Raw genomic sequence first — 25,924 nt, 5'->3', positions numbered from 1 at the left:
GCCGGTCTATTCGTCGGCGTTCGGATCCATGCCCGGAAACAGTACGTCGATGTAGCCGAAGCGGCTGAAATCGGTAATGCGCGAGGGGTACAGCCGACCGATCAAGTGATCGCATTCGTGCTGTACCACCCGCGCATGAAAGCCGCGGGCGATGCGCTGAATGCGCTTGCCGTCGGGGTCGAAACCTTCGTAACGAATGTGCTCGTAGCGGTCGACCACGCCACGCAGACCCGGCACGGAAAGGCACCCTTCCCATCCCTCTTCGAGGGTCTGCTCCAGCGGCGTGATCAGCGGATTGAGCAGGATGGTCTGCGGAACCGCTTCGGCCTCGGGGTAACGTTCGCTGCGCTCGAAACCGAAGATCACCAACTGCAGGTCAACGCCGATCTGTGGCGCCGCGAGCCCCACGCCGCCGACGCTCTCCATGGTTTCGAACATGTCGGCGATCAGGGTTTTCAGCTCCGGGGAGCCAAACATTGATTCAGGCACCGGCGGCGCAATACGCAGCAGGCGCTCATCGCCCATCTTCAGAATTTCGTGAATCATAGTGGCCCTTGCTGGTGAACGAGGATGCGCCGCGCTGACTGCGAACAGCGTGCGCGGGCACATCCTGCCATAAACGGCGTCAGGATTTATCGACCTTGAGCGCTGGCTGCAGCTCAGGGTCGTGATCGTGACTGTGGTCGCGGCCCAAGCCGGACACGTGCTGCTTGTGAGTTGACTCGATACCGCCGTCGCCTTCTACCTTCTCGCCTTTATCCTTGCCTTCGGCGGACATGTGCTCGATGACGGCATTCATCTCCGCGCCAAGCAGCAGCACCGCTGCCGAAATATAGAAGTACAACAGCAGGACGATAATTGCGCCGATGCTGCCGTACATGGCGTTGTAGTCAGCGAAGGTTTTGACGTAGTACGCAAAGCCCAGGGAGGCAATGATCCATACCACCACGGCCAGGACCGAGCCTGGAGTGATGAAACGGAACTTCTGCTCGACGTCCGGCATGACGTAGTACATCAACGCCACGGCCACCATCAGCAGCAGAATGATCAGCGGCCAGCGCAGGATGGTCCAGAGCGTAACAATGAAGTCTTCCAGCCCAATCTGCGCCGCCAGCCAACTCATGACCTGCGGGCCTGTGACCATCAGCGCAGCGGCAGCCAGCATCATCCCCGCGATACCAATGGTGTAGAGGACCGACAGCGGAATACGCTTCCAGACCGGGCGCGCTTCGACCACGTCGTAGGCGGCGTTCATCGCGCTCATCAGCAAGCGGACACCGGCCGAAGCGGTCCACAGCGCAATGACGATACCAATCGACAACAATCCGCCTTTGGACTGCTGGAGCTGGTCGATCACGGGGTTGACCTGCTCCAGCGCCTGAGGCGGGAGTACGAATTCGGACTGCAGACGCAGCCAGGAGAAAAAGTCCGGCAGGTGCAGAAAGCCGATCAAGGCAATGAGGAACAGCAAAAACGGGAACAACGAAAACAACATCTGATAGGCAAGCGCCGACGCGTAGGTCGACATCTCGTCATCGAGAAATTCTTTGACCGTCCTGACCATTACCTTGGTGAACGGTAATTGGCGCAAATCCGGGAAAATCATGGCGTCTCCTTTCGCAACGTCGCTAAGCACATTTACCTATACGAGCGGGCAAACGCTGTGAAATTCCATTGCCAGCCGCGTGGGCGGGCTTTTTACCCTAAGTAAAGCAGTGTGGCGACCCAATAATTGCTTAACTCTTCAAGAGGTGAGCATTCAAGGTCTGCGATAGCCACACAGCATAACGGCCGTCCGAGGACAGCCGTTATCGCGTTTCCAGATGTTTGCGCACGCGTGTCAGGCGTTGCGTGCGCGGGCCATCAGACCTTGTCGACGCCTTTTTTCACAGCGTCTTTGGCTTCGCCAACTTTTTGCTGGGTTTCGCCTTTGACTTCCTGGGCCTTGCCTTCTGCACGCAGTTTGTCGTTGTCGGTCGCTTTACCAACGCCTTGTTTGACGTTGCCGACTGCTTCGTTAGCCATGCCTTTAATTTTATCGCCAGTGCTGCTCATGAGATGTCTCCTGGGTAAGAATCAGGTGTCATAACCTCGACGTAATGATTGACTCATCGCCGTTTGCGAAGGTTTCAATTATTTTTCTCAACGGCATTCAGCGTGATGCGCTGGCAAGAAATCGCGGCTTTTCAAGGGTGTGAAATTTAGACTTTATGTTTGCCAGTCAACGCCTGAGAATGCGCGACTGAAACGTATCCACGGGAACATCATGAAACTCGACAAAACGCAGGCCATCGCACGCAGGAATAAGGATCTGGGTGGCGCCGTACTTGGCACCAACAACACCCATTTCGCGGTGCTCAACACTAACCGGAACATCTGGTGGTTCGACTTGCCGGTGACGCGCCTGCAAGTGGGGCAATACGAATGGCTGCACCTGCTGCTGCACACCCCAAGCACCGATGAGCTGCTGCACTTGAAAGTGACCACCGCGTTCATGCGCGAGCATATGGAAGGCTTGGTAGTGCGCAACGAGGGCAAGCGTAAATCTACCGTCAGCCTGGAATTGAGCGCTGACAAGGACGCCTGGTTGCGCGATGCACGACCGAATGGGGCAAATGTGAGCTTTGCAGCGTTTTTGCAGAAGTAATAGGAACACCGAACTGTAGGAGCGCGCTTGCCCGCGATGCATTGTGTCAAATGCAGAAGGTTGTCTGACCTGACGCAATCGCGGGCAAGCGCGCTCCTACAAAGTGTCGTTGCTTCAGCCCACACGTCGCGCCGCGAGATACCCGACCGCACCCGCCACGCCCGACGCAAACGTCCCCCACGCCCAATCCACCAGCGACAACTGCCCTGGCCAGCCTTGCAGCGTGGCCCAATTGGTCAGGTCGTAGGTGCCGTATGCCATGAGCCCAAGCAGTGCGCTGTGCAGCGCCGCTCTGCCAATCCGATGATGACGTAGCCCTGGCAGTACACCGAAAAACACGATCCCCGCCCCGTATAGCAAATAAAACAGCACGGCAGGCGCAATCACCGGTGTCGGCAGCATCAGCCCGCCCAGCCAGGCGCGGTAGGTCGGGCCCATCAAGACGCCAAGCCATAAACCGTCCAGCACCAGAAATGCCAGCAGCGTGGCAATGTAAGCCGTAAGCGTTTTCTTCATGGGAAGTCCCTGAACAAGGTGTAGGAGGATCAGAGGTGACCCATCGCTCTGAAAGATAGAGCGTGTTCAGGGACCGAAGATTCAAACCAAGTCGATGCGGTCCGCGTGAATCACAATCTCACCTTGCTTGTACAACGCGCCAATGGCCTTTTTGAAGTTGCCTTTGCTGACGCCAAACAGGTTGCTGATCACCTGCGGATCACTTTTGTCGCTCACCGGCAAGGTGCCGTTGTTTTCGCGTAACTTGGTAAGGATCTTGGAGTTCAAGCTGCTGGCAGCCTGTTCGCCCACCGGTTGCAGACTCAGGCTGATATTGCCGTCAGCGCGAATCTCCTTGATGTAACCTTTTTCCTCTTTACCCGGCCGCAGGAACTTGAACACTTCGTTCTTGTGAATCAGGCCCCAGTGCTTGTTATTGATGATCGCTTTGAAGCCCATGTCGGTCGCTTCAGCCACCAGCAAGTCGACTTCCTGCCCCACCTTGTAGTTTGCAGGCACCTTGTCCAGATAGCGGTCAAGCCGGCTGGTAGCGGTGATGCGTCGGGTGTGTTTGTCCAGGTAGACATGCACCACGCAATAATCGCCCGCTTTGAGCGGCTGCCGTTCTTCGGAGTATGGCAACAGCAAATCTTTGGGCAAACCCCAATCCAGAAAGATGCCAATACTGTTCACTTCAACCACTTTAAGACTGGCGAATTCACCGACCTGAACTTTCGGCTTTTCTGTTGTTGCAATTAATTTGTCATCGCTGTCCAGATAAATGAAAACGTTAAGCCAATCTTCGTCTTCGCTGGGAATATCTTTAGGAATATAGCGATTAGGCAGCAGAATTTCGCCATCTTGGGCGCCATCCAGATATAAACCGAAGTTAGTATGTTTAACCACTTGCAAACTGTTGTAGCGCCCGACTAAAGCCATGTTCGAATACCCTCGTTACGTGGGCGGCATTCTACCCGAGTTTTGCGCGGGGGTTGATGGCTGTCGGTGATGGCTGCCAATCGGCGCGGTCAGGCTCAGGAAAATCAAGGCTTTAGCGCGAGCGATCGGCGTTGAGGTCCTTGCAACCGGTCCACTCGTCAGATGTGTGGGGCTGGGCGGTGCAGGATTTCAGTCAGTTATCTGGATTGCTGCGATGGAATCTTGGCAATTAAAACAGTGATTTAGCGTAGACCTTCAGCTTCTCACCCGACTTTTGCGGTTAAACCGGGCTTTCATTCACTCCCATATTTGCCAAGCAATTGCCGGGCGGTTCGGATAGAATGGCCGGCCGTATTAATTTTATATAGGTTAATAGCAGCCATGCGTGTAAAAGCATCCAACTCGAAAGCCAAGCCAGCTCCAGCCGTTGAAACAAGCGACTCGATCAACGCGCAAATCGCGGCTTTCCTGAAATCCGGCGGCGAGATCCAGCAAATCGCAAAAGGCGTCAGCGGCCAGACCTTCGGCCCATCGAAACAAATCTCCCTCGGCAAAAAGTAAATTTCCCCCCGCATCAGTTGTCGATCTCTGGGCGCTTTGAACACAAAGCGCCAGGGCCATCGATCCCCGCTCCAACAAAGCTCTGCTTTACTGTCTCGTCAGACGCCACCAATTGGCCGTCATTGACCAGCCACTCTGATCGCTACGCAAAACCCTGAGACCAGACTCCTCTGCGGAATCCAAAATGAAGAAATGGATATTTTTCGGTGCAGTACTTTGTCTGGGCGGCTGCGCAACGCATGGCTGCGACACCACGGTGCAAGGCAGTCCCTGCCGTGCTGAACACCTTCTCTACCAAAACGACATGATCCAGGCCAAGGTGCTGATCAGCGAAAGACGCCAGGAAAACTACGAGCTGGCCGACGCACTGCTGGAGCGAGCCGCCAAAGACGACACCTCTGGCGAAGCCGGGTTTTATCAGGGAGTTCTGCTGATTCGCCAACAAGGCGATGACGGCAAGATCATGACGCTGTTGCAGAAATCGGCTGATCACCATTATCCACTCGCCATCGCCCTGCTGGCTCAACTCACGGGTATGCATGATCAGGAAAAGGCGCGTGCATACCGCAAGCAGTACGACGAGTTGGACGTTGCCAAGAGCGGATATCCCTCTTTTCCACAAGCGCTGATCGTGGTGAATAACCTCGTTTCCCCTGCCAACTGAAAGCGAAGTTCATATTTTTCGCTGTGAATCGACCAGTGGTCGATTTCGCCGGTCATTGACCGGTATGCTGGCGAGGCTCTAGCTCGCGGTTCTTATCAGGCTTTCAGGCCATATCGATTTGACACCATCGATTTCATTCCTCCTGCTAAATCCAAGGAGTGATGCATGCCTTATGCTCGCTATTACCTGCTGTTTGCCAGCACATTGCTTGTCTGTCAGACCGCTGCAGCTCAGGTTATTGAGCGAGATCTCGGCGATTTCAGCCTCAAGCTCGGCACCACGCCCAGCCGCACCATGGCGCAGGGGCTGGTCACGCCAACGGGCGGCGACTCGGCTTTCCACGGTGGCCTGGACCTGACTCACAACAGCGGGTTCTATTTCGGCCAGTGGTCGCCCAATGCCGGCATCGCCCCGGACAGTGTCCTCGAAGTCGACTCGTACGCGGGGTTCAAAAAGCCCTTCGACAAAACCCTCGGTTACGAACTGGGCGTTATCCGTTACAGCTACCCTAATACCGCGCAGCTCGACAGTCATGAGCTGTATGCAGGCTTCCGGATATTTGATAGCCGCATCGGCACCGCCTTCAGCAACGACGCCGGACGTCAGGACAGCACGCTGTTTCTGGACTTGGGCGGCATCGTGCCGCTTGGCCTGGATTTGCGCATGCAATACGGCAATCATCAGCTCGACACCCCTGCCGCTATCGACGGTGGTGGCCTGGTCAACGCTTACAACGATTGGTCGTTCAACGTTTCGCGCCCGTTGATGGGCATGGACATGAACCTGATGTACAGCGGCTCAAGCCTGACCGGTGCCGACTGCGGCGCCTACAGCGGGCACAACGCTTATTGCGAAAGCACCGTCACATTGAAGGTCGTGCGATCGTTTTTCTGACGGTCCGATCAAAATGCGCTGAACCGGCGTGACATCCTCTGCTCTATACGAGAAGTCAAACGAGCAAGGATCCGTCATGCGCCACACGGTCAAAGTCTGTATTTCCCTGCTGTTTGCCTTGATGCTCGTAACCGGATGCAGCCGTGTTGGCCTGGCGTACCGTAATCTGGATGTGATCATCCCGTGGTCGCTCAGCGACTATCTGGACATGAATACCACCCAAAAAGACTGGCTGAACGAGCGCCTCAAAGAGCACCTCAGCTGGCACTGCACAACGCAAATTCCCGAATACGTGGCTTGGCTCGACCGTTTGCAAGACATGGTCGAAACCCATCAAGTCAATCAATCGGAATTGGCCGCCCGCACCGTTGAAGCCAAGCAGGCTATCGCCACCCTCTCCCGTGAAATCACACCGTCGGCCGTCGAGCTACTCAAGCAGCTGGACGATAAGCAGGTAGCGGAGATGCAGGATGCGTTCGCCAAGGACCTGCGCAAACACGAAGATGAGTTCGTCAATCAGCCATTGAATGAGCAGATCAAAGACCGAACCCAACGCATGGAAAAACGCTTGAATCCATGGATCGGCAAGCTGAACCCGGCCCAGCTGACGCGCGTCAAGCAATGGTCAACTTCTCTGGGTGAGCAAAACCGACTATGGATCGACAACCGGGCACATTGGCAGGCCCAGCTACTCAATACCGTTAAACAGCGTCAAGCCAACGACTTCGACGGCAAAATTGCCAAGCTGTTGCAGGACCGCGAGACGTTCTGGACGCCTGAATACCGCAAAGCGTATGACCGAACCGAGCAGGCCGCGATCTCGTTGCTGGTCGATCTGGTGGCCGAGAGCACACCGGATCAGCAGCAAAAGCTGTTGCAGAAAATCGCCGATACCCGGAAGGACTTCACGGATCTCAGCTGTTTGAAGGCTGCCAAAGCGGCGCTTTAATGCGTAGGAGCGAACGTGAGTCTGTAGGAGCGAACTTGTTCGCGAGCTGGGTTTTCAAAGGCGAAATTGCTCGCGAACAAGTTCGCTCCTACAGGGGCCGCGCTCTGTTTAAAGCTTAAATCGAGCCGCCAGCGATCTGGGCCTTGGACGCTACTTCGTCGAAAGTTTCGGGCTCAAGAGCGTCGTCCTGATCGTCCAGCACATGGCGTGGATGGTTTTCGCCGGGGATGCTGCTGTCGATCATCGCGAGCAGACTGGCGCCCCGTGGAGTCAGGACGAAGTTCTCGCCGTTCCCGCCCTCTTCTTCCGGGCGAGATTCAATAAAACCATTTCTGAACAGCAGCGCTTCGTAATTGGCCGCTTCCATTTTCAGCGTATCGAGATTGCCGACATCTTCGCCGTCAGCGGCTTTGGCAGCTGCGTGCTCTTCAGCGTATTTGCGTGGCTTGAAGCTGTCATCGGCGCTGTTTTGTACTTCATGCAACAGGCGCTCGATCAGATCCCAGTCGTATTTGTTAGACATTTTTCAACCTCCAGCAGGGATAAATGACCCGTGACATCCGGTCATCGGGTTTGTGTGGCTCTAGAGTTGTGACCCAGCGGCGCGCTGGCCGTTCAGCGCAGAGGGCCGGGCGGTCGGGGTGAACTTTTCCGGCGGCATCCGGCTCCACTTTATAAGCCCGCAACAGAAACAGAGGCTGTCATGAAATCCCTGATGAGCTTGACCGCAGCGTTGGCACTACTAACCGCAATGCCGGTCTGGGCATGTACACCTGAAGAAGCCCAGGCAAAACGCGAACAACTGGCGCGAGAAGTCCAGAAGCTGACCCAGCAGAACCCGGCGAAAGCCAAAGAGTTGAATCAAGAGATTAAAGACATGCAACTGGAGACCGCCAGCAAGGATGTACCGGACAAGTGCCAGTTGATTGATCAGCGATTGAAAGAGATGGATGAGGCGGCAAAAAAGGCTGAAGGTTAGTTCGACGCTTTAATTGGGAACGCTAAAACCGTGGGAGCGGACCTGTCCGCGAAGGCGTTGGCACACCCGACAAATACCTATCGGCTGAGCCATTGCCTTCGCGGACGGGTCCGCTCCCACGTGTGGACTATCCAATTTACTCCGCAGCAGGCGCTTCGGTCTTACGCTTCTTCAACGGCGCCATGCCATCGCTGCTCACCAGCGAATCAGGCTTGGGGCGATTCTGCGACTTACGCTTGGTCGGGCCCTTGGCGGCAACTTTCTTCTTGTCGCCTTTGCCGTCGGTTTTCTTCTTTTTCACGCCAACAGCCTTGCCCGACGCCTTGACCTTCTTCGGTCCGCCGTAGGTGCCTTTGACTTCCTTGATCACACGACGCTCGAAGCTTTGCTTCAGGTAACGCTCGACGCTGGACATAAGGTTCCAGTCGCCGTGGCAGATCAAGGAAATTGCCAGCCCTTCGCCGCCTGCACGACCGGTGCGCCCGATGCGGTGAACGTAGTCATCGCCACTGCGCGGCATGTCGAAGTTGATGACCATGTCCAGGCCGTCAACGTCCAGACCGCGTGCTGCCACATCAGTAGCAACCAGAATCTTCACCCCGCCCTGCTTCAGACGATCGATCGCCAGCTTGCGGTCTTTCTGATCCTTGTCGCCGTGCAGTACAAACGCCTTGTACTCCAGCGCGACCAGTCGTCCATATAGACGGTCGGCCATGGCGCGGGTGTTGGTGAAGATGATGGCTTTCTGGTACTTCTCGTTGGCCAGCAGCCAATTGAGGATTTGTTCTTTGTGAACGTTATGGTCAGCGGTCACGATCTGCTGACGCGTACCTGCGGCCAGTTCACTGACGCTGTTGACCTGCAAGTGCTGTGGATCCTTGAGCACTTTGCCGATCATTTCGCGCAGACCCGAACCACCGGTGGTGGCCGAGAAGAGCATGGTTTGCTGACGATTGGCGCACTCTCCGGCCAGACGCTCGACGTCTTCGGCAAAACCCATGTCGAGCATGCGGTCGGCTTCGTCGAGGACCAGCAGTTCAACGTGCTTGAGGTCCAGGTTGCCGGCGTTCAATTGTTCGAGCAAACGACCCGGCGTGCCGATCAGGATGTCAGGCACCTTGCGTAGCATTGCGGCCTGGACCTTGAAGTCCTCGCCGCCAGTGATCAAGCCGGCCTTGATGAACGTGAATTGAGAAAAGCGCTCGACTTCTTTGAGCGTCTGCTGCGCCAGTTCACGAGTTGGCAACAGGATCACGGCGCGGATATCGACGCGAACCTTCGCCGGGCCCATCAAACGATTGAGCATTGGCAATACAAACGCAGCTGTCTTGCCGCTGCCGGTTTGCGCCGTGACCCGCAGATCATGCCCTTCGAGCGCCAGCGGAATAGCCGCTGTTTGCACAGGCGTTGGCTCGACGAAATTGAGTTCGGCCACAGCTTTTAGCAGGCGTTCGTGCAGGGCGAATTGGGAGAACACGGGTGTTACCTCGGCGAAATGCAAAAAAACAGTCGCATAGGGTACCGGTTTCGGAGGTCGAGGCCGAGTTTCTTTACCTCAAACGCCCCTTTTTGTTACTGGATTTGCCATCAGCCGCCCCAGGCCTCACAACAATGCTCTAATCGCGCCCCGTTTTTTTCAGACAGGAGATGTGTACCAAATGGACACTCAATCACTTTGGCTTCGGGTTCAGGCGTTCTGGGGGCTGCTTGAACAACAACCGCTGCTGCGCACCAGTATCGGCCTCGCCGTGCTGTTGATCGCCGCGTTGGTGCTGGGCCGCCTGGCTCGGTTCGTTATCCTCTACGCCGTGAAGATGCTGGGCAGACAACCCGCTCTGTTCTGGCTCAATGACTTTCTGCACAACAAGGTGTTTCATCGTCTCGCGCAAACGGTGCCGTCGCTGATCATCCAGTTCGGGCTGATACTGGTGCCGAACCTCAGCACAACCACCAGCCAGGTGCTGGGCAATATCGCGCTGGCCTTCACCATTCTGTTCCTGATGCTAACCGTCGGCGCACTGCTCAACGCACTGCTGGATATCTACGCGCGCACCGATCACGCCCGCACCCGCTCGATCAAGGGCTACGTGCAACTGGCAAAGATGATTTTGTACATCTTTGCCTCGATCATCATCGTCGCAACGCTGATCGATCGCTCGCCGCTATTGCTGCTGTCCGGGCTCGGCGCCATGTCGGCGGTGATTCTGTTGGTCTACAAAGACACGCTGCTGTCATTCGTGGCCAGCGTCCAACTCACCAGCAACGACATGCTGCGGGTCGGTGACTGGATCGAGATGCCGCAAGTGGGCGCCGACGGCGACGTGGTGGACATCACACTGCACACGGTCAAAATTCAGAACTTCGATAAAACCATCGTCTCGATCCCCACGTGGCGGTTGATGTCCGAATCGTTCAAGAACTGGCGCGGCATGCAGCAGGCAGGCGGCCGACGTATCAAGCGCAGCCTGTTCATCGATGCCAGCGGGGTGCGCTTCATGACCGACGAAGAAGAGCAAACCCTGACCCAGGTGCATCTGCTGACGGATTACATCGGCCGTAAAAAAGCCGAGCTCAGCGCCTGGAATGAAGCTCAGGGCAACGTCGCGCAGGTCTCGGCCAATCGTCGCCGCATGACCAACCTGGGGACCTTCCGTGCCTACGCACTGGCCTATCTGAACTCACACCCCGACATCCACCCCGACATGACGTGCATGGTTCGGCAAATGGAAACTACGGCGCAAGGCGTGCCGCTGGAAATCTATTGCTTCACCCGCACCACCGCCTGGGGAGAATACGAACGAGTACAGGGCGATATATTCGATTACTTGTTAGCGGTATTGCCGGAGTTCGGCTTGAGTCTTTACCAACAACCGAGTGGTACGGATTTGCGAGCGGGGTTGGCCCGGGTTTCGACAATTTAACAGTCGGCAAACTTACGGCGTCGAACAGGCGCTGATCATTTTATTCCACACAACAAAAAGCCCGACGTCCGTCGGGCTTTTGAACTGCTGTAGCGCAAAACTTTACTCAGTAGCGCTGATAAGTCGAACCAAACTCTCTGCGGTTGTCAGCAACGATAACGGTGCTGGACGACTTGCTGGCGAAAGGTTGGGCGCCGTTTTGGTTGTCGGCGTTGATGTCATCGGTGCTGTTAGCAGCAGCGACGGCATGAACGTAAGTGCTTTCCAGTACAACCGGCTGACCTGGAGCAGTGGTGGTTTGTGGGCTGGCGAACACGGAGGTGGTGGCCAGAACGGTCAACGCAAAGCCTGCAACGATTGAAAGTTTCATGATGGATTCTCCAATTAGCGAAAGTAGTAAGCGATTTAAAAAGTTGTGGATGACTCAGTAGCGCTGATAGCTCGAACCGAATTCTTTGCGGTTTTCAGCGACGATTACTGTGCTGGACGATTTGCTGTCGAAAGGCTTGACGCTGTCTTTTGCAGCAACTTTGCTATCGATGACGGTGGCACTTGAAGTGTCAACGATGGCGCGGGTGTAAGTTTTTTCAGGGCTGGCGAATACTGCAGTAGAAGCCAAAACAGAAAGTGCGAAGCCAAATGCGATGGAAGTTTTCATGATCTGTTGCTCCGAGAAGTTAGGGTTAATTCGTTTCGTTGGAGCAACTTTATGGGCTGGGCCCACTATTGAGAAACCACTCTGATGAATCGTCATTATCGATGCCACTGATATCAGGCGTGGGCGCCTCTAGCCCGCGTGTTTTGAGATATCCGGAATCCAATACCACTCTGTAGGAGCGAATTTATTCGCGAAAAACGGGCTCGATCAGCGAGTTCGTCATGGGCGAAATGGCCTCTCGCGACTGAATTCGCTCCTACAGGCAGAACGGACAACGGGTAAACCGCAGGCATAAAAAAGCCCGATGACCTCACGCAAGCGGGTCTATCGGGCAACGCATCCAGGAGCTTTCAGATGCCAAAGGGAGAGTCGATGAACAGGGGCAGGATGAACCGGGCCGATTAACCGGGGATTAACGAAGCCCTCGATTGATCAGTGGCGCTTGGCCGCAGCCATATAAGAGGAGCGGAGAGTAAACGTGACGATATCGATTAAAAAGCCTTAAAACCTGCTGCTAACCATCTAAGAAATTGTTTTATCTGCAAGGGCGCAGTACGCTCCCTTGCGATGGGTCAACGTCACTGGGGCTCGCACTTGAGCGTGATGTACAACTTGATGATTTCCCGGTTGAATTTGGCGGTGACGTCCACGCTGCTTTTAGCGGCGACCTGCACTCGGCGCGTGCGCGGTGCCTCGGGGCCATTGCGGAAAACAACGCTACATTTTGCCGGGACAGCGCCGTAATTGTTCAGGGTGATGTTGCCGATGTCGTACGTCGTGTCGTGGGTGTTGTAGTCGATCTGTACGCCGTTGAGATCCTTGTCCACATCAATGGGGTACGCAAACGCGCTCAAAGGCAGCATCGCTAGCAGCACACAACAGATTTTTTTCATGCGGCAGTCTCCAGTCAGGGATGCCAGCTTAGGACAACAGGAGCGAAAGATGAAAGCGCCCCGCGTGACCCTTGATCAATGGCGAACATTGCAAGCCGTGGTCGATCATGGTGGATTTGCCCAGGCCGCCGAAGCGCTGCACCGTTCGCAGTCATCAGTGAGTTACACCGTCGCCCGGATGCAGGATCAACTGGGCGTGCCGTTGCTGCGCATTGATGGGCGCAAGGCCGTGCTCACCGAGGCAGGGGGCGTGCTGCTGCGGCGTTCGCGGCAACTGGTGAAGCAGGCCAGCCAGTTGGAAGATCTGGCGCATCACATGGAACAAGGCTGGGAAGCCGAAGTTCGGCTAGTGGTCGATGCGGCGTATCCCAATGCGCGGCTGGTGCGTGCGCTGACGGCTTTCATGCCGCAAAGCCGAGGCTGCCGCGTGCGGTTGCGTGAAGAGGTTTTGTCCGGAGTGGAAGAAGTACTGCTCGAAGGCGTTGCAGACCTGGCGATCAGCGGGTTCAGCATTCCCGGTTATCTGGGCACCGAAATGAGCGCTGTCGAGTTTGTCGCCGTGGCTCACCCCCAACACGCACTGCACCAGATGCACCGTGAGCTCAATTTCCAGGATCTGGAAAGCCAACTGCAAGTGGTGATTCGCGATTCGGGGCGCAGTCAGCCCAGGGATGTCGGTTGGCTCGGCGCCGAACAGCGCTGGACCGTGGGCAGCCTGGCCACTGCCGCAACGTTCGTCAGCAATGGACTTGGCTTTGCCTGGCTGCCAAGGCACCTGATCGAGCGTGAACTCAAGGAGGGCGTACTGAAGATTCTGCCGCTGGACAAAGGTGGCAGTCGTCATCCGCTGTTCTATCTTTACTCCAGCAAAGACAAGCCGCTGGGGCCTGCGACGCAGATTCTCATCGAGCTGATCCAGAATTTCGACACCGCGCCGCTGGATGTGCCGTTTGTGGCGCCGCAGTTGGCTTGAACATCCGCCGTCTGTAGGAGCCAACTTGTTGGCGAGTTGAACACCGCGATGCATCAGGCGCACCGCCTCGCGAACACGTTCGCTCCTACAGATAACCACAATCCGCGTCCCCCACCCCCCTTACAGAGATCGCCCTTGCATGGCATTTTTCGACCACGATGGCTGTTCACTGCACTACGAAGAATACGGCCACGGCGCGCCGGTTTTGCTGGTGCATGGCCTGGGGTCGAGCTGTCAGGATTGGGAATATCAGATCCCCGCGCTGTCTGCGCATTACCGGGTGATCGCCGTGGATGTGCGCGGTCATGGCAGGTCAGACAAACCTCGCGAGCGTTACAGCATTCCTGCGTTCAGCGCCGACATCGAAGCACTGCTGGAACACCTGAACCTGGGCCCCGTCCATTACGTTGGCCTGTCCATGGGCGGCATGATTGGCTTTCAACTGGCGGTCGATCGCCCGGAACTGCTTAAAAGCCTGACCATCGTCAACAGCGCGCCAGAAGTAAAAATCAAATCAGCCAATGATTTCTGGCAATACGCCAAACGCTGGACCCTGGCGCGAGTGGTGAGCATGGAAACCATCGGCAAAGGCCTGGGCAACAATCTGTTTCCCAAACCCGAGCAGTCTGATCTGCGTCGCAAGATAGCCACGCGCTGGGCGCAGAACGATAAACGCGCCTACCTCGCAAGCTTCGACGCGATTGTCGGCTGGGGTGTGCAGGAGCGCCTGTCGCGAATCGTTTGCCCGACGCTGATCGTGACCGCCGACAAGGACTACACCCCGGTGCAGTTAAAAGCCGATTACGTCCGATTGATCCCCAATGCGCGGTTGCAAGTCATCGCCGACTCCCGACACGCCACGCCTCTGGATCAACCCGATGAGTTCAATCGGGCGCTGATAGCCTTCATCGCGGCGCATGAAGGTTGAGACCGAACAGGCATGACGCACTGTCCAAATCCCCCCAAACGTGCTTCCCTTGTGACCTGTTTTTGCCGTCGAAAATCACTTTTCAGGACTACTGCCACATGCTGAAAAAAATCGCTCTCTCTGCCGCCGCCGTGCTTTTTGCCTCCAACCTGATGGCCGCACCGGCGCCTCACGTCATTCTGGATACCAGCTTCGGCCTGATCGAGATTGAACTGGAACAGGACAAGGCACCGATCAGCACCAAGAACTTCCTGGGTTACGTAGACAGCAATTTCTACAACGGCACTATCTTTCACCGTGTGATCCCGGGCTTCATGGTTCAGGGCGGCGGTTTCACCCCGCAGATGGTTCAGAAAAACACTCAAGACCCGATCAAGAACGAAGCTGAAAACGGTTTGCACAACGTACGCGGCACCCTCTCGATGGCGCGCACCTCGGACGTGAACTCTGCCACCAGCCAGTTTTTCATCAACACCAACGACAACGCGATGCTCGACCACGGCGTGCGTGACTTCGGTTACGCGGTGTTCGGCAAAGTGGTAAAAGGCATGGACGTGGTGGACAACATTGTTCACTCACAAACCGCCACCAAAAGCGGCATGCAGAATGTGCCCATCGATCCAATCCTGATCAAATCTGCAAAGCGCGTTAACTGAGCAACCGGCTTGACGCATACCTGCACGAAACCGGCCCAGCCGATCGCGGTTTCGTGCAGCCTGATCAGAAGTCTGTCCCTCAGCAAGGAGTGCCCGCTTAGCCCGTGGGTGTCATAACCAATGTTTTATCGCCGTTTCGAAAAACTGATCGATATCTTCCGCGAAGCCCCCACCGTCGCCCCGCCCAACAAAGTTCTGTCGTTTTACGTGTACTACTTGCGTCAGGTATGGCCCAGTTTTGCGGCACTGTTGGTGGTCGGGCTGATCGGCGCACTGATCGAAGTGTCGTTGTTCAGTTACCTGAGCCGCATCATCGACCTGGCGCAGGGCACACCTGACCCCGACTTCTTCAAAATACATGCCGCCGAACTGATCTGGATGGTGGTCGTCGCGCTGGTGTTGCGCCCGGTTTTCGTCGCGCTGCACGATTTGCTCGTACACCAGACCATCGCCCCCGGCATGACCAGCATGATTCGCTGGCAGAACCACAGCTATGTGCTCAAGCAGAGCCTGAACTTCTTCCAGAACGACTTCGCCGGGCGCATCGCTCAACGCATCATGCAGACCGGCAACTCGCTGCGCGATTCAGCGGTGCAGGCGGTGGACGCCCTGTGGCATGTGCTGATCTACGCCATCAGCGCGCTGGTGTTGTTTGCCGAAGCCGACTGGCGCCTGATGATTCCGCTGCTGGTGTGGATCGCTGCCTACACCGTAGCGCTGTTCTACTTCGTGCCGCGTGTGAAAGAACGCTCGGTGGTGTCGTCCGATGCGCGCTCCAAGCTGATGGGCCGCATCGTCGATGGCTACACCAACATCGCCACTCTCAAGCTGTTCGCGCACACCAATTCCGAACAGCAATACGCTCGTGAAGCGATTACCGAGCAGACCGAGAAGACCCAACTGGCTGGTCGGCTGATCACCTCGATGGACGCTGTGATCACCACGCTCAATGGCATTCTGATCGTCACCACCACCGGCCTTGCGCTATGGCTGTGGACCCAGTCGCTCATCTCGGTGGGCGCGATTGCGCTGGCTACGGGTCTGGCGATCCGCATCGTCAACATGTCCGGCTGGATCATGTGGGTGGTCAACGGCATCTTCGAAAACATCGGCATGGTGCAAGACGGTCTGCAAAGTATTTCCCAGCCGGTTGGCGTCAATGACCGCAAAGATGCGCCCAAACTGGAAGTGGACCGCGGCGGCGTCAAGTTCGAGAACCTGGACTTCAATTATGGCAAGGGCAAGGGCGTGATCGAAGGCCTGAACCTGGACATCAAGCCCGGCGAGAAAATCGGTTTGATCGGCCCCTCAGGTGCAGGCAAATCTACTTTGGTGAACCTGCTGCTGCGGCTGTATGACGTGCAGGGCGGGAACATTCTGATCGATGGCCAGGACATCTCCCACGTCACTCAGGAAAGTCTGCGCGCCAACATCGGCATGATCACGCAGGACACGTCGCTTCTGCACCGATCGATCCGTGACAACTTGCTGTATGGCAAACCCGATGCGACTGATGCGGACCTGTGGGAAGCGATGCGCAAGGCCCGGGCTGATGAATTCATTCCGCTGCTGACCGACTCCGAAGGCCGCACCGGACTGGACGCTCATGTGGGCGAGCGTGGGGTGAAGCTGTCCGGCGGCCAGCGTCAGCGGATTGCAATCACTCGGGTGCTGCTCAAGAATGCGCCGATTCTGATCATGGACGAGGCCACCTCGGCGCTGGACTCAGAGGTCGAAGCGGCGATCCAGGAAAGCCTGGAAACCCTGATGCAGGGCAAAACCGTGATCGCCATCGCTCACCGGTTGTCGACCATCGCCCGGATGGATCGCCTGGTGGTGCTGGAGGACGGCCAGATTGCCGAGACCGGCACGCATGCTCAATTGCTCGCGCACAAAGGCTTGTATGCGCGGCTCTGGGCGCACCAGACCGGTGGGTTTGTCGGGGTGGATTGAAGCAGGAGCGCGCTTGCCCGCGATTGAGGTGTGTCAGGTTACTAACGGCTGATTGACATAACGCAATCGCGGGCAAGCGCGCTCCTACAGTGATCCTTGGCGTCTTTCGATGATTTGGTCTCAGCACAAAACCTGTAGGAGCTGACAAGCAGCGCGAGGCTGCGATCTGGGTGTGTCAGTCAGACGGCAATCGCAGCCTTCGGCGGCTCGTCAGCTCCTACAGTGATCTTTGGCGCTTGCGGTTATGTGTGCCAAACGCAAGACCCAGTGGGAGCGGACCTGTCCGCGAATAGGCCGGTACAGTCCGTACATTTGCAGTGCCTGCACCTCAGCCTTCGCGGACAGGTCCGCTTTCACAGTGGATCTCGTCTGACCGTAAGAATTATGTTTGCCGATAAGGCAACGCGGCTCTGGCCTCTTCGGCATACGCCAATATCCCCGCCCTTTCCTGTTCGAGAAAATCCGCCACTGCCTCACGCAAGCCGGGGTGCGTGAGGTAATGCCAGGAATGGGTGATTACCGGCTCAAACCCACGAATCAGCTTGTGCTCGCCCTGAGCACCGGCATCGAAGCGCTTGATGCCCTTGTCGATCGCATATTCCATGCCCTGATAGAAACAGGTCTCGAAATGCAGCCGGTCAAACTCCGCCAGACAGCCCCAATAGCGCCCGTAAAAGCTGTCACCACCGATCAGGCTGAAGGCCATTGCAACAGGCCGTGAGCCCTGCTTGGCGAGCACCACGCGAATCGATTCGGGCATGCGCTCTGCCACCAGGCTGAAAAACTCCCGCGTCAGATACGGCGCTTGCCCACGAATCTCGTAGGTATTGGAGTAACAGGCGTAAACGAAATCCCACTGCGCCTGGGTCAGTTCGTGCCCTTCCAGCCATTCAAACTCGATGCCCTGCCCCGCCACTTGCTCGCGCTCTTTGCGCATCTGCTTGCGCTTGCGTGAACTCAGGGCGTCGAGGAAGTCCTGAAAATCACGATAGCCACGATTCTGCCAGTGGTACTGACAGCCGATGCGCTGCAACCAGCCTGGTTGCTCGGCCAGCAGCGCGTCGGCGGTGGGGTCGGTGAAGTTGACGTGGACGCTGGACAGCTCCTCGATCTCGACATAGCCCGGCAGCGCCGCCAGCAGATCGCGGCCGTCTTCCGGACGTCGGGCCAGCAACCGAGGCCCACTGACGGGGCTGAATGGCACAGCGACCAAGAGTTTCGGGTAATAAGCGATGCCCGCACGGCGGCAGGCATCGGCCCAGCCGTGATCGAACACGTACTCGCCGTAGGAATGCCACTTGCGATACGCCGGCAGCGCAGCAATCAACTGATCCCCTTCGTAGTGCAGCAGGTGCTCGGCGCGCCACCCGGAACGCGGCCCGAGGCTGCCGCTGTCCTCCATCGCGCTCAAAAAAGCATGCCGCAAAAACGGCGAATCTCCCGGGACCAGGTCATCCCACTCTGCAGGCGCCAAGGCCGACAGACTCTCCAATCGATGTAACGGCATCGCATCCCCCACTCGTTTCGACTGCCTGGCGAGTATCACTCATTGGCCTGGATTGCACATGAAATTTCCCCGGACAGCGCTCTAGATCGCGGGTTCAACGAATTTTTCACATGTCATCGATATGGCATCACTTTGCCACCGTACTGTAATAATCCATCGCGATACTGGCGCCAGTTTTTAGAGCGTCCGGTTCTAAACAACGGACGATCCCGTCCACCGCCGGACGGTATTTCCAGGGTGGTTTCCTCCACCCCTCTCAGCTACGGAGATTGATATGCGTCTTGCTTCCACCAAAACTGCGGCGGCCCTGTGCGGGGGTCTGTTACTGGCCATGAGCGTTCCGGCCAGCGCCGCAGTCGACGCCAAATTGCTCGACATGCTTAAGGCAAACGGATCGATTTCCCCAACGCAGTACGCTGAACTGCAAACCGAGCTTGCCAAGGATCAGCAAGCTCAACAGGTCGCTCAGCAGCAACAGGCCACGCAGATCGCCGCGTCGCAAAGCAAGACCGATGAGATGAACGCCTTCGCACAGAAAGTCGCATGGGCCGCCAAGACTCAGTTCAAAGGCGACGTTCGCGTCCGTCAAGAAACCATCAAGATCGATGGTCAGAACAACAGCCAGGACAAAGACCGTCAGCGCATTCGTGCCCGTCTGGGTGCCTACACCGAGATCAACCCACAAGTCAGCACCGGTATCCGTATCGCCACCGGCGGCAGCAACGACGCACGTTCGACCAACCAGGATCTGGACGGCTACTTCGTCAAGAAAGACCTGTGGCTGGACCAGGGTTACATCGACTACCACCCCGATGCCATCAAGAACCTGCACATCATTGGCGGCAAGATGAGCCAGCCGTGGGTCAGCATGGGCGACATCATCTGGGATAGCGACATCAACCCGGAAGGTCTGGCTGCAACTTACAGCCTGCCGATCACCAAGGGCTTCGAGCTGTTCGGTAGCGCCGGTAACTACACGCTCAAGGACAACATCGACGGCGACGGTACGCAGTTCAAGAACGACCTGCGCCTGAACGCTGCTCAGTTGGGTGCCAAGTTCGCGCCGATCGACGCGCTGAAAGTGACCATGGGCGGCAGTATCTACCAGTACCAGAACGACAAGGACAGCGCTGCGCTGTCGGTCAACGGCAACAACACCAACCGTTTCCGTCTGATCGAAGGCTTCGGTCAAGTCGACATCAACGGCCTGGCCGTTCCACTGTCGGTATATGGCCAGTACGTGGTCAACAACGCCACAGACAGCGACGAAGACACTGGCTGGTTGACCGGCGTGAAAACCAAGGTGTTCGGTTTCGGTCTGGACTACAACTACCGCGACACTCAGCGTAACGCAGTGGTTGGCGCCTTCACCGATTCGGACTTCGCCAACGGCACCACCGGTTCGCGCGGTCACAAGCTGGGCGTTTCCTACGATATCGACAAGAACTTCTCGGTCGGCGCTACTTACTTCCTGACCAAGGCTGATTACGCAGTAGCCAGCCAGCGCGACGCCGATGCCAACACGCTGCAACTGGACGTGCTGGCCAAGTTCTAAAACAGCAGCAAGCTTCAAGTTGAAAGCGACAAGTTAGAAGCCTCAGGCGCAAGTGCTCCCTTTGCCTGAGGTGATTACACCCTTGCAACCCGCCGTTGCCCTGTCGGATCCCCATCATCCGTTCGACAGGTCAGCGCCGGGTTGTTTTTGTTCGCGCCCATATTGTAGGAGCGCGCTTGCCCGCGATTGCGGTGTATCAGGCACCAAAGATGAACCTGTCACACCGTAATCGCGGGCAAGCGCGCTCCTACAGAGGGCGGCGTCCCTTACTTCTTACGCAGGATCACGCTACCAATCGAATACCCCGCCCCAAACGAACTCAACACGCCCAAGGCGCCGCTTGGCAGGTCGTCCTGGTATTTGTGCAGCGCAATCACTGAACCTGCCGAGCTGGTATTGGCGTAGGTATCGAGAATCACCGGCGCTTCTTCAACCGTCGCTTCCCGGCCCAGCAGCTTCTTGACGATCAGGTGGTTCATGCTGAGGTTCGCCTGATGCAGCCAGAACCGTTGCACGTCGCTGACGTTCAGGCTGTTCTCCTGCAAATGCGTGCCAACCAGTTCCGCCACCATAGGGCAGACGTCGCGGAACACCTTTCGGCCTTCCTGCACGAACAGTTTGTCGGGCTGGCCCTCGCCTTCTTCAGCGGTGCGGTTGAGGAAGCCGAAGTTGTTGCGGATGTTATTGGAGAAGGTGGTCAGCAGCTTGGTGCTGACGATCTCGAACTGATACGGCGAGGTCGCCAGATCAGCCCGCTCAACTACTACGGCTGTGGCAGCGTCGCCAAAGATGAAGTGGCTGTCGCGGTCACGGAAATTAAGGTGCGCGGTGCAGATTTCGGGGCTGATCACCAGCAACGCTCGGGCCTGTCCCAGTTGCACGCTGTTGCAGGCGGTTTGAATGCCGAACGTAGCCGACGAACAGGCCACGTTCATGTCGAAGCCAAACCCCTGAATCCCCAGTGCCGACTGCACTTCGATGGAAATCGCAGGATAGGCCCGCTGCAGGTTGGAACAGGCCACGATTACGCCGTCGATATCGGCGGCGGTTTTGCCCGCCCGTTGCAGCGCCTGCTCGGCAGCGGCGACGCCCATCTGGCAAAGGATCGACCACTCATCATTGGAGCGCTCCGGCAAACGCGGCTTCATGCGCTGGGGATCGAGAATCCCGTCTTTGTCCATGACGAAGCGGGCTTTGATGCCGGAAGCTTTTTCGATGAACGCCGCGTTGGATTCGGTCAGCGGCTGCACTTCACCGCGCTCGATGGCCGAGGCGTTTTCGGCATTGAACTGAGCGACATAAGTGTTGAAAGATTGCACCAGTTCTTCGTTGGAAATGCTGCTGGCCGGGGTGTAGAGCCCTGTGCCACTGATCACGACGTTGTACACGGTCGTTCCTCTCTTGTTTGATGGCAGCAGGTGACAGACCTGCTCAGGCATTGGCATTGTCGAGTTTCTGGGACGGCAGTACCAATGCAGAAATAATAGCTCCCCATCGAGCGGGGACAGTGTTCGTGATGCGTTGACGATCAAGGCGCGAAGTTTGCCATATCAGCCCGGATTTGGCGCTAGTGGGGAGGTAAGTCTGTAGGAGCGCGCTTGCCCGCGAAGGCAATCATTCAGCCGACATAGGCGTTGCCGACATACCGCAATCGCGGGCAAGCGCGCTCCTACAAAATGCCGATGATCATCCTTCAACCGCCGCCCACTGCTTACTCAGTCGCTTATCCGAAATCGGCACTTTGGTGCCCAGTTGCTGGCCGAACAGCGAAACGCGGTATTCCTCCATCCACCAACGGTAGACCACCAGTTCATCGTCGCGCTTGCCCTCCTGAGCGTGTTTGTCAGCGCGGGCCTGGTATTGCGCCCACAGGTTGGCCAACTCGATGCTCCAGACCCGATCCTTCTGAACTTGCGAGGGCAGTTTTTCCAGGCGCAGCTCGATGGCTTTCAGGTAGCGCGGCAGTTCTTTAAGCCACTGCGCCGGGGTCTCGCGCACGAAGCCCGGATACACCAGTTTGCTCAGCTGCGATTTGATGTCGTTGAGCGCCACCGCCTGGGCCAGATCGATCTTGCCCTTGAAGCGCTTCTGCAAGCCATGCCACAGCTTGAGGATTTCCAGGGTCAGCTTCGCCAGGCGCTCGGCGTGTTCGGTCAACCCGCCACGCTTGCGCTCGGCCAGCGACAGCAATCCGGCACCGTCACGAGGCAAACTGCTTTCGCCTTCCAGAATGCAGCTGTCCAGGCTCGCCAGCAGGATGTCCTCGATCAGCGCATCCACCCGGCCCAACTCGCGATACAACAACCCAAGCTCAGTCTGCCCCGGCAGTTTGCTGCGCAGGAATTTCGCCGGTTCCGCCAGTTGCTGCAGTAGCAAGCGCTGCAAGGCGCGGCGGTGTTGATACTCAGCTTCGGTGGCCGTGGAGAAACGCCCCTCCTTCACCGCGCCCCCCTCTTCGACCAACGCCGGATACACCGTCATCGACAGCCCGGCAATGTTTTGCTGGGTCTGCTGCGCCACCGCCGAGAAGCCTTTTGGCTCGACCGGCTGCTGACTTTTCGCCGTCTGCGGGACGGCCAACGCGGCTTGACTGGCCTGGGCAAAGCGCGCGGTCAGTTCGTCCAGCTCGCGACCTTCGCCAAGAAACTTACCGTCACCGTCGACGATTTCCAGGTTCATTTTCAGATGGCCTTCGAGCTGCCGGGTCGCTTCATCCCACGCTTCTTCGGAGACGCGAGCACCCGTCATGCGCAGCAGCTCGCGGCCCAGCGCCTGGGTCAACGAGCCCTCGCCAAACGTCATGCGCTGCAAGGCGGCTTTAACGAAATCCGGCACCGGCACGAAATTCTTGCGCAGGGCTTTGGGCAGTTCACGCACCAAGGCAATGCATTTGGTTTCCAGCAGCCCCGGCACCAGCCATTCCAGACGCTCGGCAGGCAGCGACAGCAACAGCGGCGCCGGCACGCGCACCGTCACGCCGTCGCGCGCATGGTTCGGTTCGAAGTGATAGGTCAACGACAGGGTCAAGTCGCCCAGCCGCAAGGTGTCCGGGTACTGATTGGCGGTGACTTCGCTGGCTTCGCGGGCCAGCACGTCTTCTTCGCGCATGATCAACAGCTGCGGGTTTTTATGACTTTCGGTCTTGTACCAACTGTCGAACGTTGCGGTCTGGTGGATCTCCGCGGGCAGGCGCTCGTCGTAGAAACGGAACAGGGTTTCTTCGTCCGCCAGTATGTCGCGACGGCGGGCCTTGGCCTCCAGCTCGTCGAGTTCTTCCAGCAATTTGGCGTTGGCGGTCAGGCATTTGGCGCGGGACAGAATCTCGCCTCGCACCAGCCCTTCGCGAATGAAAAACTCCCGGGACACCACCGGATCGATCGGCCCGAAATGCACCGGGCGCCGACCCACCACGATCAGCCCGAACAGCGTGATCTGCTCGAACGCCACGACCTGTCCGCGCTTCTTCTCCCAATGGGGCTCGAAATGGTTTTTCTTGATCAAGTGCCCGGCCAACGGCTCGATCCAGTCCGGCTCGATCTTCGCCACCATGCGCGCGTAGAGCTTGGTGGTCTCAACCAGCTCGGCGGCCATCAGCCATTGTGGACGCTTGCGACCCAGCCCCGATGACGGGTGAACCCAGAAGCGCCGTTGACGGGCGCCCAGATAATCGCCTTCTTCGGCTTTCTGCCCGATCTGGCTCAGCAGGCCGGACAGCACCGCTTTGTGCAATTTGGGGAAGTCGGCCGGTTCTTTGTTCACCGTCAGTTGCAGGTCCCGGCAGATCAGGCTCAGCTGGCGGTGGGAGTCGCGCCACTCGCGCAGCCGCAAGTAATTAAGGAAGTTGCGACGGCACCAGTTACGCAGCGGGCTCGCGGTCAGCGCTTGACGCTGCTCCTCGAAACCGCGCCATAGATTGACCAGTCCGGCGAAATCCGAGTCCTGATCCTTCCACTGCGCGTGGGCTTGATCGGCCGCTTGTTGCCGCTCGGGCGGACGCTCGCGGGGGTCCTGAATCGACATCGCACTGGCGACGATCAGCACTTCCTGCAAGCTGCCCTGCTTGGCCGCCTCCAGCAGCATGCGCCCCATACGCGGGTCCACCGGCAGGCGCGCCAACTGGCGACCCAATGGCGTGAGCTGGTTCTCGCGATTGACCGCCGACAGCTCCTGCAACAGGTTGAAACCGTCGCTGATGGCTTTGCCGTCAGGTGGCTCGATAAACGGGAAATCGGTGATCTCGCCCAAGCGCAGATGCAGCATTTGCAGGATTACGGCGGCGAGGTTGGTGCGCAGGATTTCCGGATCGGTAAACCCCGGGCGTCCGTTGAAATCCTCTTCGCTATAAAGACGCACGCACAGCCCCGGCTCGACACGCCCGCAACGGCCTTTGCGCTGGTTGGCGCTGGCCTGGGAAATTGCCTCGATCGGCAGGCGCTGCACTTTGGCGCGGTAGCTGTAGCGACTGATGCGCGCGGTGCCGGTGTCGATCACGTAACGGATGCCCGGCACGGTCAGCGAAGTCTCGGCCACGTTGGTCGCCAGTACAACGCGACGGCCCGGATGGGACTGGAAAATCCGCTGCTGCTCGGCGGGCGAAAGGCGCGCGTACAGCGGCAGAATTTCGGTGTGCTTGAGTTGTGCCTTGCGCAGCATTTCGGCGGCGTCACGAATCTCGCGTTCGCCGGGCAGGAATACCAGCACATCGCCAGGGGATTTGCGCTCGGCGCGTTCCATGTCGGCCAGTTCGTCCAGCGTCGCGAGAATCGCTTGATCGACGGTGAGGTCTTCTTCGACGCTGTTGCCGTCTTCGTCTTGCTGCGAAGTCAGCGGGCGGTAGATCGTTTCCACCGGGAACGTGCGGCCCGAGACCTCGATGATCGGCGCCTTGTCGAAATGCTCGGAGAAGCGCTCAAGGTCGATGGTGGCCGAGGTGATGATGACTTTCAGGTCCGGGCGACGGGGCAGCAGGGTTTTCAGGTAGCCCAGCAGGAAGTCGATGTTGAGGCTGCGTTCGTGGGCTTCGTCGACGATGATCGTGTCGTAGCGTTCGAGAAAACGGTCGTGCTGGGTTTCGGCCAGCAGGATGCCGTCGGTCATGAGCTTGATCAGGGTGTTGCTGTCGCTCTGGTCTTCGAAACGGACCTGGTATCCGACCAAGGCACCGAGGGGCGTGCCGATTTCTTCCGCGACCCGGCTGGCAACGCTGCGCGCAGCGATTCGGCGCGGTTGGGTGTGGCCGATGAGACCGTGCTGGCCGCGACCGATCTCCAGGCAGATTTTCGGCAATTGGGTGGTTTTGCCGGACCCTGTTTCGCCGGCGATGATCAGCACCTGATGCTTGAGCAGCGCCTCTTTGATCTCATCGCGTTTGGCGGCAATCGGCAGATTGTCGTCGTAGCGGATCGTCGGGACGCTGTTTTTGCGTGCCAGCACCTGAGCGCTGGAGGCCTGAACGCGCTCAACCCACTGCGCCAGCTTCGCCTCATCGGGCTTCTTGCGCAGCTCATGCAACTGGCGACGCAGACGATGACGATCACTGATCATCGCGTGGTCGAGGTTCTTGAGCAGTTGGTCGATGGAGGGCGATTCGTCGGTCATCAGCGGCGCAGGGTCTTCATTTGAAATGCAGGGCGCGGATTGTCGCAGATTTAACACGGTCCCTGTAGACGCTGCGAGATCCTGTAGGAGCGTGGCTTGTCCCGCGATGGCGGCGGGTCAGGTCAATCGATAGTGGCGGGACGAATGCATTCGC

General features: G+C 57.7%; 25 protein-coding genes. 12 read left to right on the top strand and 13 right to left on the bottom strand.

The window, feature by feature from the left end; translation table 11 throughout:
• Nucleotides 1-6: 6 nt before the first annotated feature.
• From def to ACWKV9_RS02200, 3 genes are all read right to left on the bottom strand, one after another.
• The gene (def, locus tag ACWKV9_RS02210; protein ID WP_483834446.1) at nt 7-546 is read right to left on the bottom strand and encodes a peptide deformylase; all 540 of its coding nucleotides are present in this window, start codon (nt 544-546) and stop codon (nt 7-9) included.
• 79 nt (nt 547-625) lie between these two features.
• Nucleotides 626-1,606, bottom strand: a complete 981-nt coding sequence (locus tag ACWKV9_RS02205; protein ID WP_483834445.1) for a YihY/virulence factor BrkB family protein — start codon at nt 1,604-1,606, stop codon at nt 626-628.
• Nucleotides 1,607-1,863: 257 nt separating this feature from the next.
• Entirely contained in the window at nt 1,864-2,055 is a 192-nt protein-coding gene (locus ACWKV9_RS02200) for a CsbD family protein (RefSeq protein WP_483834444.1), read from the bottom strand.
• A 211-nt stretch (nt 2,056-2,266) separates the two neighbouring features.
• On the opposite strand from ACWKV9_RS02200, the gene ACWKV9_RS02195 reads away from it, so the two are divergent.
• Nucleotides 2,267-2,647, top strand: coding sequence for a hypothetical protein (locus tag ACWKV9_RS02195; RefSeq protein WP_483834443.1), 381 nt, complete (start codon nt 2,267-2,269; stop codon nt 2,645-2,647).
• A 114-nt stretch (nt 2,648-2,761) separates the two neighbouring features.
• Here ACWKV9_RS02195 and ACWKV9_RS02190 read toward each other — a convergent pair whose 3' ends face one another.
• Both ACWKV9_RS02190 and ACWKV9_RS02185 read right to left on the bottom strand, forming a co-directional pair.
• Nucleotides 2,762-3,163 (bottom strand): DUF2177 family protein, encoded by a 402-nt coding sequence (locus tag ACWKV9_RS02190; protein WP_483834442.1) that lies wholly within the window; start codon nt 3,161-3,163, stop codon nt 2,762-2,764.
• An 81-nt stretch (nt 3,164-3,244) separates the two neighbouring features.
• Nucleotides 3,245-4,081, bottom strand: coding sequence for a CvfB family protein (locus ACWKV9_RS02185; protein WP_483834441.1), 837 nt, complete (start codon nt 4,079-4,081; stop codon nt 3,245-3,247).
• A gap of 381 nt (nt 4,082-4,462) precedes the next feature.
• Here ACWKV9_RS02185 and ACWKV9_RS02180 point away from each other — a divergent pair, with 381 nt between their 5' ends.
• The 4 genes from ACWKV9_RS02180 to ACWKV9_RS02165 all read left to right on the top strand — a co-directional run bounded on the left by ACWKV9_RS02180 (nt 4,463) and on the right by ACWKV9_RS02165 (nt 7,149).
• Nucleotides 4,463-4,642 carry a hypothetical protein gene (locus ACWKV9_RS02180; protein ID WP_037012170.1) on the top strand — a complete coding sequence of 60 codons (180 nt, stop codon included), beginning with the start codon at nt 4,463-4,465 and terminating at the stop codon, nt 4,640-4,642.
• Nucleotides 4,643-4,826: 184 nt separating this feature from the next.
• On the top strand, nt 4,827-5,306 hold the full coding sequence (locus tag ACWKV9_RS02175) for a hypothetical protein (RefSeq protein ID WP_483834440.1): 480 nt from the start codon (nt 4,827-4,829) through the stop codon (nt 5,304-5,306).
• Between the two features lie 165 nt (nt 5,307-5,471).
• Entirely contained in the window at nt 5,472-6,200 is a 729-nt protein-coding gene (locus tag ACWKV9_RS02170; protein WP_483834439.1) for a TorF family putative porin, read from the top strand.
• Nucleotides 6,201-6,276: 76 nt separating this feature from the next.
• Nucleotides 6,277-7,149 carry a DUF6279 family lipoprotein gene (locus ACWKV9_RS02165; protein WP_483834438.1) on the top strand — a complete coding sequence of 291 codons (873 nt, stop codon included), beginning with the start codon at nt 6,277-6,279 and terminating at the stop codon, nt 7,147-7,149.
• 115 nt (nt 7,150-7,264) lie between these two features.
• Here ACWKV9_RS02165 and ACWKV9_RS02160 read toward each other — a convergent pair whose 3' ends face one another.
• Complete coding sequence (locus ACWKV9_RS02160) at nt 7,265-7,672, bottom strand: transcriptional regulator (protein ID WP_483834437.1); 408 nt, start codon at nt 7,670-7,672, stop codon at nt 7,265-7,267.
• A 180-nt stretch (nt 7,673-7,852) separates the two neighbouring features.
• On the opposite strand from ACWKV9_RS02160, the gene ACWKV9_RS02155 reads away from it, so the two are divergent.
• Nucleotides 7,853-8,128, top strand: a complete 276-nt coding sequence (locus ACWKV9_RS02155) for a hypothetical protein (protein WP_483834436.1) — start codon at nt 7,853-7,855, stop codon at nt 8,126-8,128.
• A gap of 136 nt (nt 8,129-8,264) precedes the next feature.
• On the opposite strand, the gene ACWKV9_RS02150 is transcribed toward ACWKV9_RS02155, so the two are convergent.
• The gene (locus tag ACWKV9_RS02150; protein WP_483834435.1) at nt 8,265-9,605 is read right to left on the bottom strand and encodes a DEAD/DEAH box helicase; all 1,341 of its coding nucleotides are present in this window, start codon (nt 9,603-9,605) and stop codon (nt 8,265-8,267) included.
• A gap of 181 nt (nt 9,606-9,786) precedes the next feature.
• Between ACWKV9_RS02150 and ACWKV9_RS02145 the strand changes: the two genes are divergently transcribed.
• On the top strand, nt 9,787-11,049 hold the full coding sequence (locus ACWKV9_RS02145) for a mechanosensitive ion channel family protein (protein ID WP_483834434.1): 1,263 nt from the start codon (nt 9,787-9,789) through the stop codon (nt 11,047-11,049).
• A gap of 106 nt (nt 11,050-11,155) precedes the next feature.
• Here ACWKV9_RS02145 and ACWKV9_RS02140 read toward each other — a convergent pair whose 3' ends face one another.
• The 3 genes from ACWKV9_RS02140 to ACWKV9_RS02130 all read right to left on the bottom strand — a co-directional run bounded on the left by ACWKV9_RS02140 (nt 11,156) and on the right by ACWKV9_RS02130 (nt 12,600).
• Complete coding sequence (locus ACWKV9_RS02140; protein ID WP_483834433.1) at nt 11,156-11,419, bottom strand: hypothetical protein; 264 nt, start codon at nt 11,417-11,419, stop codon at nt 11,156-11,158.
• Nucleotides 11,420-11,473: 54 nt separating this feature from the next.
• Nucleotides 11,474-11,707 carry a hypothetical protein gene (locus ACWKV9_RS02135; protein WP_483834432.1) on the bottom strand — a complete coding sequence of 78 codons (234 nt, stop codon included), beginning with the start codon at nt 11,705-11,707 and terminating at the stop codon, nt 11,474-11,476.
• A 578-nt stretch (nt 11,708-12,285) separates the two neighbouring features.
• Nucleotides 12,286-12,600, bottom strand: coding sequence for a 3-phosphoglycerate kinase (locus ACWKV9_RS02130; RefSeq protein ID WP_483834431.1), 315 nt, complete (start codon nt 12,598-12,600; stop codon nt 12,286-12,288).
• 49 nt (nt 12,601-12,649) lie between these two features.
• Here ACWKV9_RS02130 and ACWKV9_RS02125 point away from each other — a divergent pair, with 49 nt between their 5' ends.
• From ACWKV9_RS02125 to ACWKV9_RS02110, 4 genes are all read left to right on the top strand, one after another.
• A complete protein-coding gene (locus ACWKV9_RS02125) occupies nt 12,650-13,573 on the top strand; it encodes a LysR family transcriptional regulator (protein WP_483834430.1) in 924 nt (307 codons plus the stop codon).
• Nucleotides 13,574-13,712: 139 nt separating this feature from the next.
• On the top strand, nt 13,713-14,501 hold the full coding sequence (locus tag ACWKV9_RS02120; RefSeq protein WP_483834429.1) for an alpha/beta fold hydrolase: 789 nt from the start codon (nt 13,713-13,715) through the stop codon (nt 14,499-14,501).
• Nucleotides 14,502-14,599: 98 nt separating this feature from the next.
• Nucleotides 14,600-15,157 carry a peptidylprolyl isomerase gene (locus ACWKV9_RS02115; protein ID WP_483834428.1) on the top strand — a complete coding sequence of 186 codons (558 nt, stop codon included), beginning with the start codon at nt 14,600-14,602 and terminating at the stop codon, nt 15,155-15,157.
• A gap of 120 nt (nt 15,158-15,277) precedes the next feature.
• Nucleotides 15,278-17,110, top strand: coding sequence for an ABC transporter ATP-binding protein (locus ACWKV9_RS02110; RefSeq protein ID WP_483834427.1), 1,833 nt, complete (start codon nt 15,278-15,280; stop codon nt 17,108-17,110).
• Nucleotides 17,111-17,492: 382 nt separating this feature from the next.
• On the opposite strand, the gene ACWKV9_RS02105 is transcribed toward ACWKV9_RS02110, so the two are convergent.
• Nucleotides 17,493-18,617 carry a GNAT family N-acetyltransferase gene (locus ACWKV9_RS02105; protein WP_483834426.1) on the bottom strand — a complete coding sequence of 375 codons (1,125 nt, stop codon included), beginning with the start codon at nt 18,615-18,617 and terminating at the stop codon, nt 17,493-17,495.
• 274 nt (nt 18,618-18,891) lie between these two features.
• Here ACWKV9_RS02105 and ACWKV9_RS02100 point away from each other — a divergent pair, with 274 nt between their 5' ends.
• On the top strand, nt 18,892-20,172 hold the full coding sequence (locus ACWKV9_RS02100; RefSeq protein ID WP_483834425.1) for a putative porin: 1,281 nt from the start codon (nt 18,892-18,894) through the stop codon (nt 20,170-20,172).
• 266 nt (nt 20,173-20,438) lie between these two features.
• Here the strand turns inward: ACWKV9_RS02100 and ACWKV9_RS02095 are convergent, their stop codons facing one another.
• Both ACWKV9_RS02095 and hrpA read right to left on the bottom strand, forming a co-directional pair.
• Nucleotides 20,439-21,560 (bottom strand): beta-ketoacyl-ACP synthase III, encoded by a 1,122-nt coding sequence (locus ACWKV9_RS02095; protein WP_483834424.1) that lies wholly within the window; start codon nt 21,558-21,560, stop codon nt 20,439-20,441.
• A 298-nt stretch (nt 21,561-21,858) separates the two neighbouring features.
• On the bottom strand, nt 21,859-25,770 hold the full coding sequence (hrpA, locus tag ACWKV9_RS02090) for an ATP-dependent RNA helicase HrpA (protein WP_483834423.1): 3,912 nt from the start codon (nt 25,768-25,770) through the stop codon (nt 21,859-21,861).
• Between the last annotated feature and the right edge of the window lie 154 nt (nt 25,771-25,924).

The sequence above is a fragment of the Pseudomonas corni genome (assembly GCF_057128765.1).
This window is presented reverse-complemented; position numbering and strand designations above follow the sequence as displayed.

Excerpts from the sequence above, each read along its gene's own strand:
- def (WP_483834446.1), bottom strand. The coding sequence starts at position 546 with ATGATTCACGAAATTCTGAAGATGGGCGATGAGCGCCTGCTGCGTATT.
- ACWKV9_RS02205 (WP_483834445.1), bottom strand. The coding sequence starts at position 1,606 with ATGATTTTCCCGGATTTGCGCCAATTACCGTTCACCAAGGTAATGGTC.
- ACWKV9_RS02200 (WP_483834444.1), bottom strand. The coding sequence starts at position 2,055 with ATGAGCAGCACTGGCGATAAAATTAAAGGCATGGCTAACGAAGCAGTC.
- ACWKV9_RS02195 (WP_483834443.1), top strand. The coding sequence starts at position 2,267 with ATGAAACTCGACAAAACGCAGGCCATCGCACGCAGGAATAAGGATCTG.
- ACWKV9_RS02190 (WP_483834442.1), bottom strand. The coding sequence starts at position 3,163 with ATGAAGAAAACGCTTACGGCTTACATTGCCACGCTGCTGGCATTTCTG.
- ACWKV9_RS02185 (WP_483834441.1), bottom strand. The coding sequence starts at position 4,081 with ATGGCTTTAGTCGGGCGCTACAACAGTTTGCAAGTGGTTAAACATACT.
- ACWKV9_RS02180 (WP_037012170.1), top strand. The coding sequence starts at position 4,463 with ATGCGTGTAAAAGCATCCAACTCGAAAGCCAAGCCAGCTCCAGCCGTT.
- ACWKV9_RS02175 (WP_483834440.1), top strand. The coding sequence starts at position 4,827 with ATGAAGAAATGGATATTTTTCGGTGCAGTACTTTGTCTGGGCGGCTGC.
- ACWKV9_RS02170 (WP_483834439.1), top strand. The coding sequence starts at position 5,472 with ATGCCTTATGCTCGCTATTACCTGCTGTTTGCCAGCACATTGCTTGTC.
- ACWKV9_RS02165 (WP_483834438.1), top strand. The coding sequence starts at position 6,277 with ATGCGCCACACGGTCAAAGTCTGTATTTCCCTGCTGTTTGCCTTGATG.
- ACWKV9_RS02160 (WP_483834437.1), bottom strand. The coding sequence starts at position 7,672 with ATGTCTAACAAATACGACTGGGATCTGATCGAGCGCCTGTTGCATGAA.
- ACWKV9_RS02155 (WP_483834436.1), top strand. The coding sequence starts at position 7,853 with ATGAAATCCCTGATGAGCTTGACCGCAGCGTTGGCACTACTAACCGCA.
- ACWKV9_RS02145 (WP_483834434.1), top strand. The coding sequence starts at position 9,787 with ATGGACACTCAATCACTTTGGCTTCGGGTTCAGGCGTTCTGGGGGCTG.
- ACWKV9_RS02140 (WP_483834433.1), bottom strand. The coding sequence starts at position 11,419 with ATGAAACTTTCAATCGTTGCAGGCTTTGCGTTGACCGTTCTGGCCACC.
- ACWKV9_RS02135 (WP_483834432.1), bottom strand. The coding sequence starts at position 11,707 with ATGAAAACTTCCATCGCATTTGGCTTCGCACTTTCTGTTTTGGCTTCT.
- ACWKV9_RS02130 (WP_483834431.1), bottom strand. The coding sequence starts at position 12,600 with ATGAAAAAAATCTGTTGTGTGCTGCTAGCGATGCTGCCTTTGAGCGCG.
- ACWKV9_RS02125 (WP_483834430.1), top strand. The coding sequence starts at position 12,650 with ATGAAAGCGCCCCGCGTGACCCTTGATCAATGGCGAACATTGCAAGCC.
- ACWKV9_RS02120 (WP_483834429.1), top strand. The coding sequence starts at position 13,713 with ATGGCATTTTTCGACCACGATGGCTGTTCACTGCACTACGAAGAATAC.
- ACWKV9_RS02115 (WP_483834428.1), top strand. The coding sequence starts at position 14,600 with ATGCTGAAAAAAATCGCTCTCTCTGCCGCCGCCGTGCTTTTTGCCTCC.
- ACWKV9_RS02110 (WP_483834427.1), top strand. The coding sequence starts at position 15,278 with ATGTTTTATCGCCGTTTCGAAAAACTGATCGATATCTTCCGCGAAGCC.
- ACWKV9_RS02105 (WP_483834426.1), bottom strand. The coding sequence starts at position 18,617 with ATGCCGTTACATCGATTGGAGAGTCTGTCGGCCTTGGCGCCTGCAGAG.
- ACWKV9_RS02100 (WP_483834425.1), top strand. The coding sequence starts at position 18,892 with ATGCGTCTTGCTTCCACCAAAACTGCGGCGGCCCTGTGCGGGGGTCTG.
- hrpA (WP_483834423.1), bottom strand. The coding sequence starts at position 25,770 with ATGACCGACGAATCGCCCTCCATCGACCAACTGCTCAAGAACCTCGAC.